Annotated in this window: 14 protein-coding genes; 9 read left to right on the plus strand and 5 right to left on the minus strand. The window is 73.6% G+C overall.

From position 1 onward, the window contains the following. Window positions 1-167 precede the first annotated feature (167 nt). The 7 genes from ACIQVZ_RS12140 to ACIQVZ_RS12170 are packed head-to-tail and all read left to right on the plus strand — an operon-like array spanning window position 168 to window position 9,752. A complete protein-coding gene (locus ACIQVZ_RS12140; protein ID WP_402449167.1) occupies window positions 168-2,195 on the plus strand; it encodes an AMP-binding protein in 2,028 nt (675 codons plus the stop codon). Continuing rightward, window positions 2,192-4,603 (plus strand): FAD-dependent monooxygenase, encoded by a 2,412-nt coding sequence (locus ACIQVZ_RS12145; protein ID WP_402449169.1) that lies wholly within the window; start codon window positions 2,192-2,194, stop codon window positions 4,601-4,603. The genes ACIQVZ_RS12140 and ACIQVZ_RS12145 overlap by 4 nt, the downstream gene beginning before the upstream one ends. Before the next feature lie 17 nt (window positions 4,604-4,620). After that, window positions 4,621-5,457, plus strand: coding sequence for a cupin domain-containing protein (locus tag ACIQVZ_RS12150; protein ID WP_402449172.1), 837 nt, complete (start codon window positions 4,621-4,623; stop codon window positions 5,455-5,457). A 55-nt stretch (window positions 5,458-5,512) separates the two neighbouring features. After that, entirely contained in the window at window positions 5,513-6,415 is a 903-nt protein-coding gene (locus tag ACIQVZ_RS12155; RefSeq protein WP_402449174.1) for a fumarylacetoacetate hydrolase family protein, read from the plus strand. 48 nt (window positions 6,416-6,463) lie between these two features. After that, a complete protein-coding gene (locus ACIQVZ_RS12160) occupies window positions 6,464-7,222 on the plus strand; it encodes an Asp/Glu racemase (RefSeq protein WP_402449176.1) in 759 nt (252 codons plus the stop codon). A gap of 53 nt (window positions 7,223-7,275) precedes the next feature. After that, window positions 7,276-8,130, plus strand: a complete 855-nt coding sequence (locus ACIQVZ_RS12165) for a PaaX family transcriptional regulator C-terminal domain-containing protein (protein WP_350879095.1) — start codon at window positions 7,276-7,278, stop codon at window positions 8,128-8,130. Beyond that, a complete protein-coding gene (locus ACIQVZ_RS12170) occupies window positions 8,127-9,752 on the plus strand; it encodes an amidohydrolase (protein WP_402449179.1) in 1,626 nt (541 codons plus the stop codon). The genes ACIQVZ_RS12165 and ACIQVZ_RS12170 overlap by 4 nt, the downstream gene beginning before the upstream one ends. On the opposite strand, the gene ACIQVZ_RS12175 is transcribed toward ACIQVZ_RS12170, so the two are convergent. The 5 genes from ACIQVZ_RS12175 to ACIQVZ_RS12195 form a co-directional block, all read right to left on the minus strand. Further along, entirely contained in the window at window positions 9,749-10,336 is a 588-nt protein-coding gene (locus tag ACIQVZ_RS12175) for a hypothetical protein (RefSeq protein ID WP_402449181.1), read from the minus strand. The genes ACIQVZ_RS12170 and ACIQVZ_RS12175 overlap by 4 nt on opposite strands. Before the next feature lie 97 nt (window positions 10,337-10,433). Beyond that, a complete protein-coding gene (locus tag ACIQVZ_RS12180) occupies window positions 10,434-12,827 on the minus strand; it encodes an excinuclease ABC subunit UvrA (RefSeq protein WP_350879092.1) in 2,394 nt (797 codons plus the stop codon). Window positions 12,828-13,091: 264 nt separating this feature from the next. Then, entirely contained in the window at window positions 13,092-13,895 is an 804-nt protein-coding gene (locus ACIQVZ_RS12185) for a carbohydrate ABC transporter permease (protein WP_350879202.1), read from the minus strand. 116 nt (window positions 13,896-14,011) lie between these two features. Beyond that, on the minus strand, window positions 14,012-14,992 hold the full coding sequence (locus tag ACIQVZ_RS12190) for a carbohydrate ABC transporter permease (RefSeq protein ID WP_063350256.1): 981 nt from the start codon (window positions 14,990-14,992) through the stop codon (window positions 14,012-14,014). 94 nt (window positions 14,993-15,086) lie between these two features. Next, window positions 15,087-16,397 (minus strand): extracellular solute-binding protein, encoded by a 1,311-nt coding sequence (locus tag ACIQVZ_RS12195; RefSeq protein WP_363585231.1) that lies wholly within the window; start codon window positions 16,395-16,397, stop codon window positions 15,087-15,089. Window positions 16,398-16,833: 436 nt separating this feature from the next. On the opposite strand from ACIQVZ_RS12195, the gene ACIQVZ_RS12200 reads away from it, so the two are divergent. Together ACIQVZ_RS12200 and ACIQVZ_RS12205 are read left to right on the plus strand one after the other, a co-directional pair. Continuing rightward, window positions 16,834-17,727 carry an IclR family transcriptional regulator gene (locus ACIQVZ_RS12200; protein ID WP_350879089.1) on the plus strand — a complete coding sequence of 298 codons (894 nt, stop codon included), beginning with the start codon at window positions 16,834-16,836 and terminating at the stop codon, window positions 17,725-17,727. A gap of 63 nt (window positions 17,728-17,790) precedes the next feature. Further along, the gene (locus ACIQVZ_RS12205) at window positions 17,791-17,886 is read left to right on the plus strand and encodes a hypothetical protein (protein WP_402449462.1); all 96 of its coding nucleotides are present in this window, start codon (window positions 17,791-17,793) and stop codon (window positions 17,884-17,886) included. The last annotated feature ends 203 nt before the right edge of the window (window positions 17,887-18,089 follow it).

An 18,089-nucleotide genomic window follows, 5' to 3' on the forward strand; every position in this document is an offset into this window, starting at 1 on the left:
ACCGAACCGGTCGCCGGGTGCGGCTGCCGTTGCGCCGGGCCACGGGTGGGGCCACCGGTGAGGCCGCGCGGGTCCCGCTCCCCCGAATGCGTGTATCGCTCTCTTGACTGGCGTCACCAACACGCCATACTGGCCTCACTCCCGCTCGCACGATGAGGTGCCCGCCCATGGAGCTATCCCCCTCCGCGCACGTGGACACGTTCTGCCGCGACCATCTCCCGCCCTTCGACCAGTGGCCCGAACTCCTATTCGACATACCGGAGTTGGCGTATCCGGACCGGCTCAACTGCGCCCAGGCGCTGCTCGACGCGACGATCGCCCGGTACGGCCCCGACCGCCGCTGCCTGCTCACCCCGACCGGCCAGTGGACCTACGGCGAACTGCGCGACCACGCCGACCGGGTGGCCCGGCTGCTGACCGAGGACCTCGGCCTGGCCACCGGTAACCGGGTGCTGCTCCGCGGCCCCAACACCCCATGGCTGGTGGCCTGCTGGCTCGGTGTCCTGAAAGCCGGCGGCGTGGCCGTCAGCACCATGCCGCTGCTGCGGGCCGCCGAACTGACCGGGCTGCACCGGATCGCCCGGCCCGCCATCGCCCTGTGCGACCACCGCTACCTGGACGACCTCGCCCGGGCCGAGACGCCCGGCCTGCGAGTGCTCGCCTTCGGCGGGCCCGGCCCCCAGGACCTGACCGCCCGCTGCGCCGCCAAGATCGGCGGCTTCACCGCCGTGCCCACCGCCGCCGACGACGTCGCGCTGATCGCCTTCACCTCCGGAACCACCGGACGGCCCAAGGCCACCCTGCACTTCCACCGCGACGTGCTCGCCAACGCCGACACCTTCTCCCGCCACCTCCTGCGCCCCACCCCCGACGACCTGTTCGCCGGCACCCCGCCGCTCGCCTTCACCTTCGGGCTCGGCGGCCTGGTGGTCTTCCCCCTGCGGGCCGGCGCCGCCAGCCTGCTGCTGGAGCAGGCCACCCCCGAGCAGCTCGCCGAACAGGTCCACCGGCACCGGGTCGGCGTGCTGTTCACCGCGCCGACCGCCTACCGGGCGATCCTCGCCGCCGGGCTCGCCGACCGCCTGTCCGGCGTACGGCGCTGCGTCTCGGCCGGCGAGCACCTGCCCGCCGCCCTCTGGGAGGCCTTCCGCGCGGCCACCGGGCAGCGGCTGATCGACGGCATCGGCGCCACCGAGCTGCTGCACGTGTTCATCTCCGCCGCCGACGGCGACATCCGCCCCGGCGCGACCGGCCGCCCCGTCCCCGGCTACCGGGCCGCCGTCCTGGACGGGCAGGGCCGGCCGGTGCCGGACGGCGTGCCCGGGCTGCTCGCCGTCAAGGGCCCGACCGGCTGCCGCTACCTGGACGACGAACGCCAGCGCGACTACGTCCGCAACGGCTGGAACCTCACCGGCGACACCTACGTCCGCGACCGGGACGGCTACTTCTGGTACCAGGCGCGCAACGACGACATGATCGTCTCGGCCGGCTACAACATCGCCGGCCCCGAGGTCGAGCAGGCCCTCGCCACCCACCCCGACGTCGCCGACTGCGCGGTGGTCGGGGCGCCGGACGAACGGCGCGGCACGGTGGTGAAGGCCTACGTGGTGCTGCGCGAGGGCGCGGCCGCCGGGCCGGAGCAGGTGCGGAGCCTCCAGGAGCACGTCAAACGGACCATCGCCCCGTACAAGTACCCGCGCGCGGTCGAGTTCGTCACCCGGCTGCCGCGCACCGCCACCGGCAAGCTGCACCGCGCCGAGCTGCGCCGGCTGGCCGCTACCGCCCCGGCCAGCGTGGCGATCGAGCGCCGGGTCGAGTGGTCCGACACCGACGCGGCCGGGCACTACCACTTCTCGGCCGTCCAGCGCTGGGCCGAGGCCGCGGAGGCGGCGCTGCTGCGCCGGCTGGGCCTGGCCGAGCTGTTCGGGCGGATCCCCCGGGTGCACTTCGAGGCCGACTACCGCGAGCGGCTCTGGTTCGGCGACCTGGTCCGCACCGAGCTGCGGGTGGTCCGGGTCGGCGGCTCGTCGCTGCACTACGCCTTCGAGGTGCACGGCCCGCAGGGCCTGGCCGCCTCCGGGCGGATGTCGGTGGTGCACGCCGCGCCGAACGCCAAGGGCGCCGAGCCCTGGCCCGCGCCGGTGCGCCGAGCGCTGGCCGAGGCCGGACCGCAACAGCCGGAGGTGGTGCGGTGACCACCGCGGCCCGCACCACCACCACCGCCGCACGCACCACCGCGGCCCACCCCACCACCGCACGCCGCATCGCGGTGATCGGCGCCGGCCCGGGCGGGCTCTACTTCGCCGCGCTCGCCAAGCGGCTGGCACCGCACCGGGAGATCACCGTCTTCGAACGCGACGGCCGGGAGGACGAGTTCGGCTTCGGCGTGGTGTTCTCCGACGAGACGCTGGACGGCATCGCCCAGGCCGACCCGGAGGTCTTCGCCGCGATCGGCGCCGAGTTCGCCCGCTGGAGCGACATCGACGTGCGCTACGCGGGCGAGGTCCGCACCTGCGGCGGGCACGGCTTCGCGGCCCTCGACCGCAACCGGCTGCGCGCGATCCTGCAACGGCGTTGCGAGCAGCTCGCGGTGGACGTGCGCTACCGCACCCCCGCCCCTCCGGTCGGTCGGCTCGCCACCGAGTACGACCTGGTGGTCGCCGCCGACGGCATCCACTCGGGCACCCGCGCGGCCTACGCCGACACCTTCCGGCCCGACCTGGACGAGCGGCACTGCCGCTACATCTGGCTCGCCACCGACAAGGTCTTCGAGGCCTTCACCTTCATCGTCGAGCGGTTAGACTTCGGCACCCTCCAGGTGCACGCCTACCCGTACAGCGAGACCCGCTCCACCTTCATCGTGGAGATCGCCGAAGACGCCTGGCGCCGGGCCGGGTTCGACGCCCTCGCCGCCCGGGAGCCGGCCCGCGGCGAGAGCGACGAGGCCAGCGTGCGGCGCTGCGCGGACCTGCTCGCCGGGCACCTGGACGGCCACCGGCTGATCCCGAACGCCTCCCGCTGGATCCGCTTCACCACCGTGCGCAACGCCCGCTGGCGCCACCGCAACGTGGTGCTGCTCGGCGACGCGGCGCACTCCGCGCACTTCTCGATCGGCTCGGGCACCAAGCTCGCCCTGGAGGACGCCCTCGCGCTCGCCGCGAGCCTGCACGAACAACCGTCGCTGGAGCAGGCGTTGGCCGCCTACGAGACGGAGCGGCGCCCGGTGGTGGAGTCCACCCAGCGGGCCGCGCAGGCGAGCCTGGAATGGTTCGAGACGGTGGAGCGGCGCACCGGGCAGAACGCCGACCGGTTCGCGTTCAACCTGCTCACCCGCAGCCGTCGGGTCACCTACGGCAACCTGCGGGCGCGCGACCCCGGCTTCGTCGACGCGGTGGACGCCGCCGCCGGCGGCCCGCCCGGTGTGCCACCGATGTTCCGGCCGCTCAAGCTCGGCACCCTGGAACTGCGCAACCGCGTCGTGGTGCCCCCGCTCGCCACCTTCACCTCCACCGACACCCTGCCCAGCGGCTTCGACCGGGCCCAGCTGACCGCGCACGCGCTCGGCGGCGCCGGGCTGGTCCTCGCCGGGATGGCCGCCGTCAGCCCCGGCGGCCGGGCCACCGACCGCTGCCCGGGGCTGTGGAACGACCGCCAGGAGACGGCCTGGCGCGAACTCGTCGACGCCGTCCGCGCGGTGAGCGACACCCCGGTCGGCCTCCAGCTGACCCACGCCGGCCGCCGGGGCGCCACCGCCGCACCCGGCCCGGACGGCATCGGGCGCCCGCTCGCCGACGGCTGGCCGCTGCTCGCCGCCTCCCCGCTCCCGTGGGGCCCGGACAGCCCCGCCCCGCACGCCGCCACCGCCGCCCAACTGGCCACCGTGGTCGCGGACTTCGCCGAGGCGGCGGAACGCGCGGCGCGGGCCGGCTTCGACGCGCTGGAGCTGCAGTTCGGCCACGGCCACCTGGTCTCCGGCTTCCTCTCCCCGCTGACCAACCACCGCACCGACCGCTACGGCGGCCGCCTCGCGCACCGGCTGCGGCTGCCGCTGGAGGTGCTGGCGGCCGTCCGCGCGGTCTGGCCGGCCGGGCGGCCGCTGCTGGTGCGGATCTCGGCCTGCGACTGGGCGCCCGGCGGCACCACCGGACCGGAGGCCGTCACGACCGGCCGCGCGCTGGCCGACGGCGGGGCGGACGCGGTGGACGTGTCCACCGGCGAGGTGGTCGCCCACCAGCGGCCGCCGTACGGACGCGGCTACCAGACCCCGTTCGCCGAGCTGATCCGCGCCGCCACCGGTCTGCCGACCATCGCGGTCGGCGCGATCTCCGGGCACGACGACGCCAACTCCGTACTGCTGGCCGGGCGGGCCGACCTGGTCGCGATCGGGCGGGCCCAGCTGTACGACCCGCTCTGGACGCTGCACGCCGCCGCCGAGCAGGGCTACACCGGTCCGGGCGCGCACTGGCCCGGCCCCTGGTCGGCGGGCAGCCGCAGACCACCGGGCCCGAACGCCGACCGGGTCGCACCGCGCCTGCACCTGCTGGCCGAGCCCGCCACGCCGGTGCACCGCCGCTGGCCGCCGCCCACCCCCGAACCGCGCTGAGCAGCCGAGGAGGAACCATGCCCGACCTGCCCCGCTTCACCGCCGCGGCCGTCCAGGCCGCCCCCGTCTACCTGGACCCGGCCGCCACCGTCGACAAGGCCGTCGCCCTGCGCTTCGTCCACGAGGGCACCGGCGCCTGGACGGTCGTGGACGGCCAGAAGCTCAGGGTCGGCCCGCGCGACTTCGCCATCACGCCCAACAACTCCTGGCACGAGCACGGCAACGAGTCCGACGACGCCCCGGTGATCTGGCAGGACGGCCTGGACATCCCGCTGGTCAACATGCTCGACGCGAACTTCTACGAGGTCCACCCGGAGCTGTACCAGCGGCCCGGCCCGGTGGTGAACTCCTCGCTGCTGAGCTACGGCGGCAACCTGCTCCCGTACGGCGTCGAGACCTGGAGCAGGCCCTACTCCCCCCTGCTCGGCTGGCCCTGGGAGCCCAGCTACCACGCGCTGTGCCAACTCGCCCGCGCCACCGGGGGATCGCCGTACGACGGCGTCATCATGGAGTACACCAACCCGGTCACCGGCGGCCCGGTGATGCCGACCATGGCCGCCCACCTGCAACTGCTGCGCCCCGGCCAGGCCACCCGCGCCCACCGCCACACCGGCTCGGTGGTCTACACGGCGGCCAAGGGGCGGGGCGTCTCGGTGATCGCCGGGCGGCGCTTCGAGTGGCAGCAGGGCGACGTCTTCGTCGTCCCGTCCTGGGCCTGGCACGAGCACGCGAACCTCGACCCCGGCGAGGACGCCTGCCTGTTCTCCTTCAACGACTTCCCGGTGATGCACTCGCTCGGCCTCTACCGCGAGGAGGCCCACCCCGCGCACGACGGGCACCAGGGCCCGGCCTGACCCGCCGGAAACACCCCGGCCCACCACCGCCCGGTACCCCCGAGGAGCCCCGACCATGCACCTGTTGACCTACTGCGCGGACGGCGACGAGTCCCCGCGCCTCGGCGCCCGGCTCGGCGACCAGGTCGCCGACCTGACCGCCTTCGCCACCGCCGCCGGCACCCGGCTGCCCGACGACCTGCTCGGCCTAGTCCGGGCCGGCGAGGCCGCGCTGACCACCGCCCGCACGCTGCTGGCCCACGCCGGGCCCGACCACCCCGCCGTCCGTCCGCTCGCCGAGGTGTCGCTGCGCGCGCCCCTGCGGCCCGGCAAGATCGTCGGCGTCGGCCTCAACTACGTGGAGCACGTCGCCGAATCGCACCGCACCCTGGACACCGAACGCGAACTGCCCGACCGGCCGGTGCTGTTCAGCAAGCCCGCGACCGCCGTCACCGGCCCGGGCCAGCCCATCCGGCACAACGCCGACCTGACCAAGCAGCTCGACTGGGAGTGCGAACTCGCCGTGGTGATCGGCGAACCGGCGTTCCGGGTGGCCGAGCGGGACGCCTGGCGGCACGTCTTCGGCTACAGCATCGTCAACGACGTCAGCGCCCGCGACCAGCGCCGCTCCGGGCAGTGGTTCTTCTCCAAGGGGCAGGACAGCTACGCGCCGTTCGGCCCGGTCGTGGTCACCGCCGACGAGATCCCCGACCCGCAGGACCTCGACCTCTCGCTCAGGGTCAACGGCGAGCTGCGGCAGGACTCCAACACCCGCCACATGCTGTTCGGCATCGCCCGACTGATCGCCGACATCTCCTCCGGCGTCACCCTCGAACCGGGCGACGTGATCGCCACCGGCTCCCCGTCCGGCGTCGGCGCCGGCCTGGTGCCGCCGCAGTTCCTCCAGCCCGGCGACCTGGTCGAGGCCACCATCGAGCGGATCGGCACCCTCGCCAACCCGGTGGTCGACGCCCGCTGAGCCGAGCGCCCCACCCCGGCCAGCTCCCGAGAGGAGCCCCAGCACCCCATGACCACCTACCGGATCGGCCAGATCGTCCCCAGCTCCAACGTCACCATGGAGACCGAGGTCCCCGCCCTGCTGCGGGCCCGCGAGGCGGTCGCGCCCGAGCGGTTCACCTTCCACTCCAGCCGGATGCGGATGACCAGGGTCACCCCCGAGCAACTGCGCGCCATGGACGCCGAGTCCGACCGCTGCGCGGCCGAACTCTCCGACGCCCGGGTCGACGTGCTCGGCTACGCCTGCCTGGTCGCCGTGATGGCCACCGGCCCCGGCTACCACCGCGAGGCCGAACAGCGCCTGCACCGGCGCACCGCCGAGAACGGCGCCCCCGCCCCCGTGGTCACCAGCGCGGGCGCCCTGGTGACCGGCCTGCACACGCTCGGCGCCAAGAAGGTCGCCCTCGTCACCCCGTACCTGCGGCCGCTGGCCCGGACCGTGGTCGACTACCTGGCCCACGAGGGCATCGAGGTGCTCGACTACGCGGCCCTGGAGATCCCCGACAACCTCGACGTGGCCGCCCACGACCCGGCGCGGCTCCCCGCCATCGCCCGGCGTCTCGCCCACGCCGAGGCCGACGCGGTGGTGCTCTCGGCCTGCGTGCAACTGCCCTCGCTGTCCGCCGTCGAGGAAGCCGAACAGCAGCTCGGCAAACCGGTCGTCTCGGCGGCGATCTGCACCACCCACCAACTGCTGCGCGCCCTCGGCCTGCCGGCCGTCGCCCCCGGCGCCGGGCACCTGCTCTCCGGTGCCTACGCGGACGCCTGACGCCGGGCTCCCACCGCTATGATCACCACGAGCTGCCGGGGAGGAGGCGCACCATGTCGGAGAGCACGACCCGGCCCAGCTCCCTCATCCACACCGTGTACGGCGAGTTCGTGCGCCGCCTCGGCGGCTGGATCTCGATCGCCGACCTGATCGCGCTGATGGCCGAACTCGACGTCGACGGCCCGGCGGTGCGCTCGGCCATCTCCCGGCTGAAGAAGGCCGGCACCCTGTTCCAGGAGCGCCGCGACGGCACCGGCTACCGGCTCGCCCCGGCGATGGGCCCGGTGTTCGAGGAGGGCGACCGCCGGATCTTCCACAGCCTGGAGCCCGCCGAACTCGCCGACGGCTGGGTGGTCGCGGTCTTCTCGGTGCCCGAGTCCGAACGCGCCCACCGCCACCAGCTGCGCTCCCGGCTGAGCTGGCTCGGCTTCGGCAACGCCGCCCCCGGCGTCTGGCTGGCGCCCGCCCGGCTGCTGCCGGACGCCCGGCGGCTGCTGGAGCGCCTCGGGCTGAGCGCCTACGTGCACCTGTTCCTGTCCGCCGAGTACGCGGGCTTCGCCGAACTGCGCACCGCGGTGGCCGGCTGGTGGGACTTCCCGGCGATCGAGGCGCAGTACGCGGCCTTCGACGACGCCTGGCGCCCGGTCGCCGCCGAACTGCGCGGCCGGCCGCGGGTCGACCCGGTCGAGGCGTTCCGCGACTACGTCCCGATGCTCACCCAGTGGCGCCGGCTGCCCTACCTGGACCCGGGCCTGCCCGAGCCGCTGCTGCCCGCCGACTGGAACGCCGTCGCCGCGCGGGCCGTCTTCACCGAGTTGCACGCGCTGCTCGCCGAGCCCAGTCTGCGGCACGTCGAGAAGGTCACCGGCCTGCCGGCCGGCGCCCCACCCCACCAGGAGCCGCGATGACCGACCCCGCCCCCGCCGACCTCCTCGTCCGCGCCGCCGCCGTCCACACCCTCGTCCCCGGCCGGCCGCCGCAGCGGGCGATCGCCGTCACCGGGGCGCGGATCACCGCCCTGTCCCCCGACCCGCACGGCCTGGACGACCTGATCGGACCGGCCACCGAAGTCCTGGACGCCCCCGCCGCGACGGTGCTGCCCGCCTTCGACGACACCCACACCCACCTGATCCTGGCCGGCCACAGCGTCCACGGCGTCCCCGTCCACCGGGCCCGCGACCTCGCCGCCTTCCTCGGCCTGATCCGCGACCGCGCCGCCCGGACCGCGCCCGGCCAGTGGATCCACACCACCGTCAACTGGCAGGAGGTGCTGCTCGCCGAGCAGCGCCTGCCCACCACCGCGGAACTGGACGAGGCCACCGCCGACCACCCCGTCCTGGTCCGCCGCGGCGCCTACAACATGGTGCTCAACTCGGCCGCGCTTCGCCTCGCCGGCATCACCGACGACACCCCCGACCCGGCCGGCGGCCTGCTCGAACGCGACGACCGGGGGCGGCTCACCGGGCGGCTGGTCAACAAGGCGGTCGAACTGGTCGAGCGGGTGCTGCCCCGCCCCGCGCTCGCCGAACGGGTGGCCGGCCTGCGCGCCGCCTCCGCCGACTACGCCGCCACCGGCATCGGCACCGTCCGCGACTGCCTCGTCCCGGTCGAGGACCTCGACGTGCTGCTCGCCGCCCGGGCGGCCGGCGCGCTCGCCGTCCGGGTCCGGGCGCTGGTCTCCGGCTTCGCCGCCCGCACCCCCGAGCAGGTCGACGAGCTGCTGGACCGGATGGACGCCTGGCGCGCCGCCGGCGAGGACGACGACCTGCTGCGGCTGTGGGGGGTGAAGTTCGGCATCGACGGCGGCTTCGAGGCCGGCGCGCTGGAGGAGCCGTACCAGGACCGGCCCTGCTACCACGGCCGGCTGCTCTGGGAGCCGGAGGAGCTGGTCGCGGCCGTCGACCGGGTGGTCGGGCGCGGCTGGCGGGTCGGCGTGCACGCCTGGGGCGACCGCGGCCTGCGCACCCTGCTGGACGTCTTCGAGGAGGTGCTCAACCAGCGCCCCGGCCTGCCGCCCGGCACGCTGGTGGTCGAGCACGGCGGACTGGCCCGGGCCGACCAGCGGGCCCGGGCGATCGCGCTCGGCATCCCCGTCACCGTGCAGCACCCGCTGCTGCACGACGGCGCGCTCGCCCAGCAGCGGGCCTGGGGCGAGGAGCGGACCGCCGGGATCTTCCCGCTGCGCGAATGGCTCGACGAGGGCGCGCTGCTGGCCGCCGGCTCGGACTTCCCGGTCGGCCCGTACGGCGCGATGGTGTCGGTGTGGGGCATGACGACCCGCCGGACCACCGCCGGGGTGGTGGGGCCCGAGCACGCCGTCGACCGGGCCGAGGCGGTCGCGCTGCACACCGTCCACGCGGCCCGGCTGATGGGCGAGAGCGCCGAGCGCGGCAGCCTGCGGCCGGGGGCGCTGGCCGATCTGACGGTGTGGCCGGTCGATCCGCTGAGCTGCCCGGTGGACGTGCTGCGCGAGCTGCGGCCCGAGCGCACGGTCGTCGGCGGGCGGACCGTCCACCCGGCCCGGGCCTAAGGACCGTCCGGCCGGACCTCCTGAAGCAGCCCCCAGGTGAAGTCGGCGGTGCACGGGCGCGCCCGCCCGTCGGCGTCCGGGGCGGTGAAGTCGAGCTGGAAGCGGGTCGGCGCGCTGCCCTCGCGCGGCCGGGCGGGCGGGAACGCGGCGCCCAGGTCGGCGACCACGCAGCTCCACGGCGTGAGGTCGGCGAGGGTGCGCAGCCCGGGCGCCGGGGCGTCCGGGCCGCGCACCAGCCACTCGTTCAGCAGCGGCCGCCCGGCCTGCGCCGGACCGAGCAGGCTCTCGAAGCGCAGCTCGGGCCAGAGCGGCAGCGCCCACTGCCGCGCGGTGCAGGCGAGGTCCCCGATCCGGCGCGGCGCCACCGCCTGCGGCGGGCCGAGGACGGCGGCGCAGCGGTCGGCGCCGCGCGGGAACCGGGGCGAGCGGACCATCGCCTGCCAGCGCTTGTTCGCCTCCCGCATGGCGGCCCGGGTCGCGCCGAGCCGCCACACGGCCTGCTCGACCAGTTCCGGGTTGAAGTCGGCCATCCGGCGCAGCAGCACGAGCTGGAACTCGGTGGCCCCGAAGCCGTGGATCGCCATGGCAGCAGGGTAGTGCCCGGGGCGTGGCACCACCCTGCCGCCGAAACGCTCGACCGCCGGGGCATTCGACCGCCGAAGGGTTCGACCGCCGGGGCCGTCAGCCCCCGACGTAGGCCGCGAGGTGCTCGCCGGTGAGGGTGGAGCGGGCGGCGATCAGGTCGGCGGGCGTGCCCTCGAAGACGATCCGGCCGCCGTCGTGGCCGGCGCCCGGGCCGAGGTCGACGATCCAGTCGGCGTGCGCCATCACCGCCTGGTGGTGCTCGATGACGATGACCGACTTGCCGGAGTCCACCAGCCGGTCGAGCAGCCCGAGCAGTTGCTCGACGTCGGCGAGGTGCAGGCCGGTGGTCGGCTCGTCGAGGACGTAGACGCCGCCCTTCTCGGCCATGTGGGTGGCCAGCTTGAGCCGCTGCCGCTCGCCACCGGACAGCGTGGTGAGCGGCTGGCCGAGGCTGAGGTAGCCGAGCCCGACGTCGGCCAGGTTGGCGAGGATGCGGTGCGCGGCCGGGATGCGCGCCTCGCCGGTGCCGAAGAACTCCTCGGCCTCGGTCACCGGCATCGCGAGCACCTCGCTGATGTCGCGGCCGCCGAGGTGGTACTCCAGCACCGAGGCCTGGTAGCGCTTGCCCTCGCACTCCTCGCAGGTGCTGGCCACACCGGCCATCATCGCCAGGTCGGTGAAGACCACCCCGGCGCCGTTGCAGTTGGGGCAGGCGCCCTCGGAGTTGGCGCTGAACAGGGCCGGCTTGACGCCGTTGGCCTTCGCGAAGGCCTTGCGGATCGGCTCCAGCAGCCCGGTGTACGTCGCCGGGTTGCTGCGTCGGGAGCCGCGGATGGCGCCCTGGTCGACGGACACCACGCCCGCGCCCTTCGGGATCGAGCCGTGCACCAGCGAGCTCTTCCCGGAGCCGGCGACGCCGGTGATCACGGTCAGCACCCCGAGCGGGATGTCGACGTCGACGTCGCGCAGGTTGTTCGCCGTCGCGCCGCGGATCTCCAGGGTGCCGTTCGGCTCGCGCACCGCCTTGCGGACGGCGGCCCGGTCGTCGAAGTGGCGGCCGGTGACGGTGCCGCTGGACCGCAGTCCCTCGACGGTGCCCTCGAAACAGACCGAGCCGCCCGCCGTCCCGGCGCCGGGGCCGAGGTCGACGACGTGGTCGGCGATCGCGATGGTCTCCGGCTTGTGCTCCACGACCAGCACCGTGTTGCCCTTGTCCCGCAGCCGCAGCAGGAGTTCGTTCATCCGCTGGATGTCGTGCGGGTGCAGGCCGGTGGTGGGCTCGTCGAAGACGTACGTGACGTCGGTGAGCGCCGAGCCGAGGTGCCGGATCATCTTGACCCGCTGCGCCTCGCCGCCGGACAGCGTGCCGGCGGGCCGGTCGAGCGAGAGGTAGCCCAGCCCGATCTCCACGAACGAGTCGAGGGTGTGCCGCAGGGTCCCGAGCAGCGGCGCCACGGCCGGCTCGTCGAGGTCGCGGACCCAGGCGGCCAGGTCGCTGATCTGCATCGCGCAGGCGTCGGCGATGCTCGTCCCGCCGATCAGCGACGACCGGGCCGCCTCGCTGAGCCGGGTGCCCCCGCAGTCGGGGCAGGCGGTGAAGGTGACCGCCCGGTCGACGAACGCCCGGATGTGCGGCTGCAGCGCGTCCCGGTCCTTGCTGAGCATCGACTTCTGGATCTTCGGGATCAGCCCCTCGTAGGTGAGGTTGACCCCGTTGACCTTGACCTTCGTCGGCTCGCGGTGGAGGAAGTCCTGCATCTCCTTCTTGGTGTACTTGCGGATCGGCTTGTCCGGGTCGAGGAAGCCCGAGTTCGCGTAGATCCCGACCGTCCACCAGCTGTCGGTCTTCCAGCCGGGGATGGTGATCGCGCCCTCGGAGATCGACTTGGTGTCGTCGAAGAGCTGGGTGAGGTCGATGTCGGAGACGCTGCCGCGGCCCTCGCAGCGCGGACACATGCCGCCGGTGATGCTGAAGCTGCGCCGCTCCTTGACGGTCTTCCCGCCGCGTTCGACGGTGACGGCACCCGCCCCGCTGATCGAGGGGACGTTGAAGGAGAACGCCTTGGGCGAGCCGATGTGCGGCTGGCCGAGCCGGCTGAAGAGGATCCGCAGCATCGCGTTGGCGTCGGTGGCGGTGCCGACCGTGGAGCGGGGGTCGGCGCCCATCCGCTGCTGGTCGACGATGATCGCGGTGGTCAGCCCCTCCAGCACGTCGACCTCGGGCCGTGCCTGGGTCGGCATGAAGCCCTGGACGAAGGCGCTGTAGGTCTCGTTGATCAGCCGCTGCGACTCGGCGGCGATCGTGTCGAACACCAGGGAGCTCTTGCCGGAGCCGGAGACGCCGGTGAACACCGTGAGCCGCCGCTTCGGGAGCTCGACGCTGACGTCCTTGAGGTTGTTCTCGCGCGCGCCGTGCACGCGGATCAGGTCGTGGCTGTCGGCACCGGGTGCCGCCGGCGGCTGCGCGGCCGTCCTCGTGGGCTTGCTCATCGTCTTCCCCATCTGTGCGGCGGAGCCGCCGTCGCGGTGGATGATCGCCGGCCGCCGCACCCGGGAGGGAAGCCCCGTCCACCGGTGCCGGCCAGGCATGGCGGAAGCCTAACCTCCGCCCCGGACACGGCCCGGCCGGTGGGCCCGCGGATCGGCGTCCGGTACCGGCCGCACGGCGTGGCACGACCGCCGGGGCGGCCGGGCGGGGGGGGAGCCCGCCCGACCGCCCCGGTCTGCGTCAGTCCTTCACCGCTCCGGTCGGCGTCAGTCCTTCACCGCGCCCGCCAGCCCGGACACCAGCTTGCGCTGGACCGCGATGAAGAAGATCAGCACCGGCACCGTCATCAGCGTCGACGCCGCCATGATGCCGCCCCAGTCGTTCTCGTCCGGCTTGAAGAAGACCAGCAGCGCGGACGGCAGGGTCTGGTTCTGGGTGGCGCTGATGATGAAGGTCTTCGCGAAGACGAAGTCGTTCCACGCGGCGATGAAGGAGAACACGCTGGTCGCGGCGAGGCCCGGTGCCACCAGCGGCAGCAGGATCCGCCACAGGATGCGGGTGCGGCTGGCGCCGTCGATCTGCGCGGCCTCCTCGATCGACACCGGGACGGCCGCGACGAAGCCGCGCATCATCCAGATGCCGAACGGCAGCGAGAACGCCAACTGCACCAGGATCAGCGAGGCGAGGGTGTTCAGCCCGATGCCCGGCGCGAACTGCCCGGCGTCGCGGAACATGAAGAACAGCGGGATGGTCAGCGCCTCGACCGGGATCATCTGGGCGATCAGGAACATCACCATGATGGTGGTGCGGAACCTGAACCGGAACCTGGTCACGGCCACGGCCGCCAGGAACACCACGACGGCCGAGAGCACCACCACCGACACCGCGATCACCAGGCTGTTCACGAAGTACCGGCCGAAGCCGTCCACGCTGAGCACCTGGCGGAAGCTCTCCAGCGTGGGGTGGGCCGTCCACGGCTTCGGGTCCAGCGACCGCACCTCGCCCTTGGGCTTGAACGCGGACAGCACCATCCAGAAGATCGGGAAGGCGGTGACCACGGCCAGCACGATCGCGCCGGTGTTGGCGGCGAACCGCCAACGGCCGCGGGTGTTGCGGGTGGCGCGGCTCCGGGGGGTGCCGGTTCCGCCGGCATGGGTCCGGGAGTTCCGGACGGGGTTCAGGGTGCTCACAGTTCGTTCCCCGTCCGTCGCAGGGTGCGGATGTAGAGGACCGTCGGGATCACCAGGATCAGCAGCATGATCACGCCGATCGCCGCGCCCAGCCCGTACTGCGAGGAGGCGAACGCCTTCTGGTACGCGTACACGTTGAGCACCAGGTTCTGGCCGGCGATGCCGCCGCCCTCGGTCATCACGTAGATCTGGGTGAAGACCTTGAAGTCCCAGATCACCGACTGGATCACCACGATGGTCAGGATCGGCCGCAGCATCGGCGCGGTGATCCGGCGGAAGGTCGTCCAGGTGTTGGCGCCGTCCAGGGCGGCGGCCTCCATGATCTCCTCCGGGATCGCCCGGATCCCCGCGTAGAGGGTGACCATCACGAAGGGGAAGGAGTGCCACACCACGACGGCGCCGACGATCAGGAACGCCGTCCACTTGTCGTAGAACCAGTTGAACTCGTGGAAGCCGGTGAGCCCGAGCTTCACCAGCGTGTGGTTGACCAGGCCGAGGTTGGTGTCGAACAGGAAGCTCCACACCGTCGAACCGGTCATCGCCGGCGCCGCCCAGGCCGCCATCGCGGCGGTGGTCAGCACCAGCCGGGGCCAGCGCCCGACCTTGGTCAGCAGGACGGCGAGGGTCGCGCCGACGGCCAGGGTGGCGACCACGCAGAACGCGGCGAAACCGACCGTCTGCAGCAGCACCGACCAGAACTGGCCGTCGCTCAGGATCTTCGAGTAGTTGCCGAAGCCGACGAAGGAGGTCGGGGCGCCCCCGGAGGCCTGGGCCTGCCCGAAGTCCAGCACGGACAGCAGGCCCAGCTGGTAGATCGGGTAGGCGACCAGCGGGATCAGGATGACCGCGGCCGGCAGGAGCAGCAGCAGCGGGGGCCGGCGGCGCCGGCCGCCCGAGGGTGCGGCCGGCGCCGTGCCCCCACGGCGCCCGCGCGGGGAAGGCGGCGCCGTCGGGGCGGTCGTGGTGGATGCGGACACGTGCGGGACCTGCTCTCTTCCGCGGACCAGGAGGTCGGTGCGGGACCAGGAGGTGGTACGGGACCAGAGGTTGGGGGTGGGTGCTCGGGCGCCGTCAGTGCGCGGCGAAGGCCGAGGTGATCTGGTTCGCGGCGTCGCCCGAGGCCTTCGCCACGTCCGCCTTGCCGGTGACCACCTGCTGCAGCATGGTCGGGATCACCGCCTGGGCGTCGATCTGCGCCCACGCCTGGTCGAGCGGGACGAACCTGGTGCCGGCCGCGATGGTGTCGGTGAACGGCTTCAGGAAGGCGTCCTTGGCGGCGACCTTGCCGCTGACGGACTTGAGCGTCGGCAGGTTGCCCATCGCGTCGTACATCTGCTCCTGGTACGCCGGGCCCGCCAGCAGTTCGGCGAATTCGAGGGCGAGCGTGCGGTGCTTGGCCGCCTTCATCACGCCGAGGTTGTTGCCGCCCGCGAACGCCGGGGCGATCGAGCCGGCCTTCTCCCCGGGCAGCGGCACCACGCCGTACTTGCCCTTCACCGGGCCCCCGTCGACCTTGCTGCGGCTGGAGTTGGGCAGGATCGCCATCGCGGACTTGCCGGCCGCGAACAGGTCGACGGTCTTGCCGCCGGTCAGGTCGGCGCACTGCTGGGCGGGGCAGCCGTCGGCGCCGAAGAGGTCGGTGTAGCGCTTGATCCCGGCCTGCGAGGCGGGCGAGTTGATGGCCGCCTTGTAGGCGGAACCGTCCTTGGCGGCGATGTCGCCGCCCGCGTCCCAGACGAACGGCAGCGCCCCGAAGGTGTACTTGCCGCCGACGGCGATGCCGAAGGTGTCGGGGTTCGCCGCGTGGATCTTCTGGGTGGCGGTGACCAGTTCGGCGTACGAGGTCGGCGGGGTCAGCCCGGCCTCGGTGAACAGGTCGCTGCGGTAGTAGAGCGCGCGCACCGCGACCCACCAGGGCAGGCCGTAGGTCTTGCCGTCCACCACGGCGGTCTTGACGATCGCCGGGTCGAGGTCGCCCTTGTCCTGCCACTTGTCGAGGTCGGCGCCGATCTCGGCGAGGCCGCCGGCCGCGACGTAGCCCGGGAGGTCGGTGTTGCCGAACTCGACCAGGTCCGGGGCACTGCCCGGGTCGTTGAAGGCGCCCTTCATCTTGGCCGCGCGGGCGGAGGCGTCGGTGTCGATGTAGCTGACCTTGACGGTGACGCCCTGGTGGGAGGCCTGGAACTCGCTCACCGCCTTGCCGACCACGGCCTCCTTGGCCGCGTTGCCCGCCTCGTTGTACAGCCAGACCTGGAGGGTGCCGGTCCGGTCGTCGGCGGCCTTGTCGCCGGCCGGCGCGGCGGTGCCCGGCGCGCAGGCGGTCGCGGCGAGGCAGCTGGCGGCGAGCACGGCGGCCGCGGCAGTCCGTCTGATGAGTCGCATGGGTGGAGAACCTCCCCTCCCGACAGTTGCCGCCGAGACGTGCTCCGCTGGGGACGGGTACGTCGAAGCAGGCCCTGACCGGGGCCGATGGTGGGTGTGGGTGGAGGACTGCCCGGACGCGTTGGGGGGCGTCCCGGGCAGGCCGGTACGGGGGTGCGGCAGGGCGGACCGTTCGGGTGGGGCGGCGTCGCCTGCTCGATGGCAGGGACGTTAAGCGCGGGCGATCGACGCCAACAAGAGGGGGTTCGGGAAGTTTTGCACTGCACAACGTTGTGTCGAAGAAGCGGCGTTGCGGACGCGAACGGGTACCTTCTGACAACCGCCGCCGTCGAGCGGGGGAACACCGGCAGAACGCGGCAGCAGCACACGGCAGCAGAACGCGGCAGTACACGGCAGTAGCACTCGACAGCGGAACGAGACAGGGGACGGACCACCCATGACGGAGACGGGGCCCGACGCGGAGACCGAGCGACCCGCGGGCACGGCGGCCGACAGACCCGCCGGCGCGGCGGCCGAACGACCCCCGGGCGCGGCCGCCGGGCGGAAACCCGCGACCGAGCGCAACCAGTCGTCCTCGCTGCGCCGCGCGCTCGCCGTCCTCGGCCACGTCCGCGACCACAGCGACGGGCGCGGCGTCCCGCTCGCCCAACTCGCCGAAGCGCTCGGCCTCAACAAGAGCACCGTGCTGCGGCTCGCGGGCCCGCTCCTCGACGAGCACCTCCTCGACCGCGACCGCGAGACCGGCTGGTTCCGGCTCGGCCACGGCTCACTGCGCCTCGGCCAGGCCTACCTCTCCACCCTCGACCTGCGCAGCGTCGCCGCCGAACACCTGCGCCGGCTCCAGCGCGAGGCCGGCGAGACCGTCCACCTGACCGTCTGGCAGGCCCCCGGAATCGTCTACCTGGACAAGGTCGAGGACGAGACCAACGTCCGCATGGCCTCCCGCGTCGGCAGCCGGGCCCCCGCCTACTGCACCGCCACCGGAAAGGCCATCCTCGCCTGGCTGCCCGACGAGGCCGTCACCGAGGTCGTCGCCGCGGGCCTGCGCCCGGTCACCGCCTGGACCATCTCCGACGAGACCCGGCTGCGCGCCGACCTCGCCCGGATCCGCGCCCGCGGCTACTCCATCGACGACCGCGAGAACGAACCCGAGGTCCGCTGCGTCGCCGCACCGATCTTCGACCACGCCGGCGAGGTCACCGCCGCCCTGTCGGTCTCCGGCCTGACCTCCCGCATGACCGCCGCCCGCGTCCGCGCCCTCGGTCCCGTCGTCGCCCAGGCCGGACTGCGGATCTCCCGCGAACTCGGTTCCGACCGCCAGCCGTCCTGAACCCCGGCCCGGGAGTTCGCCGAGGTCGCGGCCGAACGCGAGGTCAGCCCCCAGCAGGTCGCCCTGGCCTGGCTCCTGGCCGGCTCACCGGCGACCCTGCCGATCCCCGGCGCCAGCCGCCCCGAAACCATCAGGACTCCGCAGCCGCAGCCGGCCTGACCCTGACCCCGGCGGAACCCGCCCGCCTCACCAAGTCCTGACCGCGCACCGCGACACCCCGAAAAAGCGGATGAGGTCCGGTGCCCTTCGAAAGGCACCGGACCTCATCCGACAATTGGAGCGCCAGGCCCGGATCGCACGGACTCTTCCTACTGAAAGTAGGACGTGCTCTGGTAGCACCACTGACGCCTGACGAGGAATCA

It is taken from the genome of Kitasatospora sp. NPDC098663, assembly GCF_044760075.1.
GTDB lineage: Bacteria > Actinomycetota > Actinomycetes > Streptomycetales > Streptomycetaceae > Kitasatospora.

Bases quoted from the DNA above. Each gene is read 5' to 3' on its own strand.
- ACIQVZ_RS12175 (WP_402449181.1), bottom strand. From the start codon at position 10,336: ATGGCGATCCACGGCTTCGGGGCCACCGAGTTCCAGCTCGTGCTGCTG.
- ACIQVZ_RS12155 (WP_402449174.1), top strand. From the start codon at position 5,513: ATGCACCTGTTGACCTACTGCGCGGACGGCGACGAGTCCCCGCGCCTC.
- ACIQVZ_RS12170 (WP_402449179.1), top strand. From the start codon at position 8,127: ATGACCGACCCCGCCCCCGCCGACCTCCTCGTCCGCGCCGCCGCCGTC.
- ACIQVZ_RS12195 (WP_363585231.1), bottom strand. From the start codon at position 16,397: ATGCGACTCATCAGACGGACTGCCGCGGCCGCCGTGCTCGCCGCCAGC.
- ACIQVZ_RS12180 (WP_350879092.1), bottom strand. From the start codon at position 12,827: ATGAGCAAGCCCACGAGGACGGCCGCGCAGCCGCCGGCGGCACCCGGT.
- ACIQVZ_RS12160 (WP_402449176.1), top strand. From the start codon at position 6,464: ATGACCACCTACCGGATCGGCCAGATCGTCCCCAGCTCCAACGTCACC.
- ACIQVZ_RS12140 (WP_402449167.1), top strand. From the start codon at position 168: ATGGAGCTATCCCCCTCCGCGCACGTGGACACGTTCTGCCGCGACCAT.
- ACIQVZ_RS12165 (WP_350879095.1), top strand. From the start codon at position 7,276: ATGTCGGAGAGCACGACCCGGCCCAGCTCCCTCATCCACACCGTGTAC.
- ACIQVZ_RS12150 (WP_402449172.1), top strand. From the start codon at position 4,621: ATGCCCGACCTGCCCCGCTTCACCGCCGCGGCCGTCCAGGCCGCCCCC.
- ACIQVZ_RS12200 (WP_350879089.1), top strand. From the start codon at position 16,834: ATGACGGAGACGGGGCCCGACGCGGAGACCGAGCGACCCGCGGGCACG.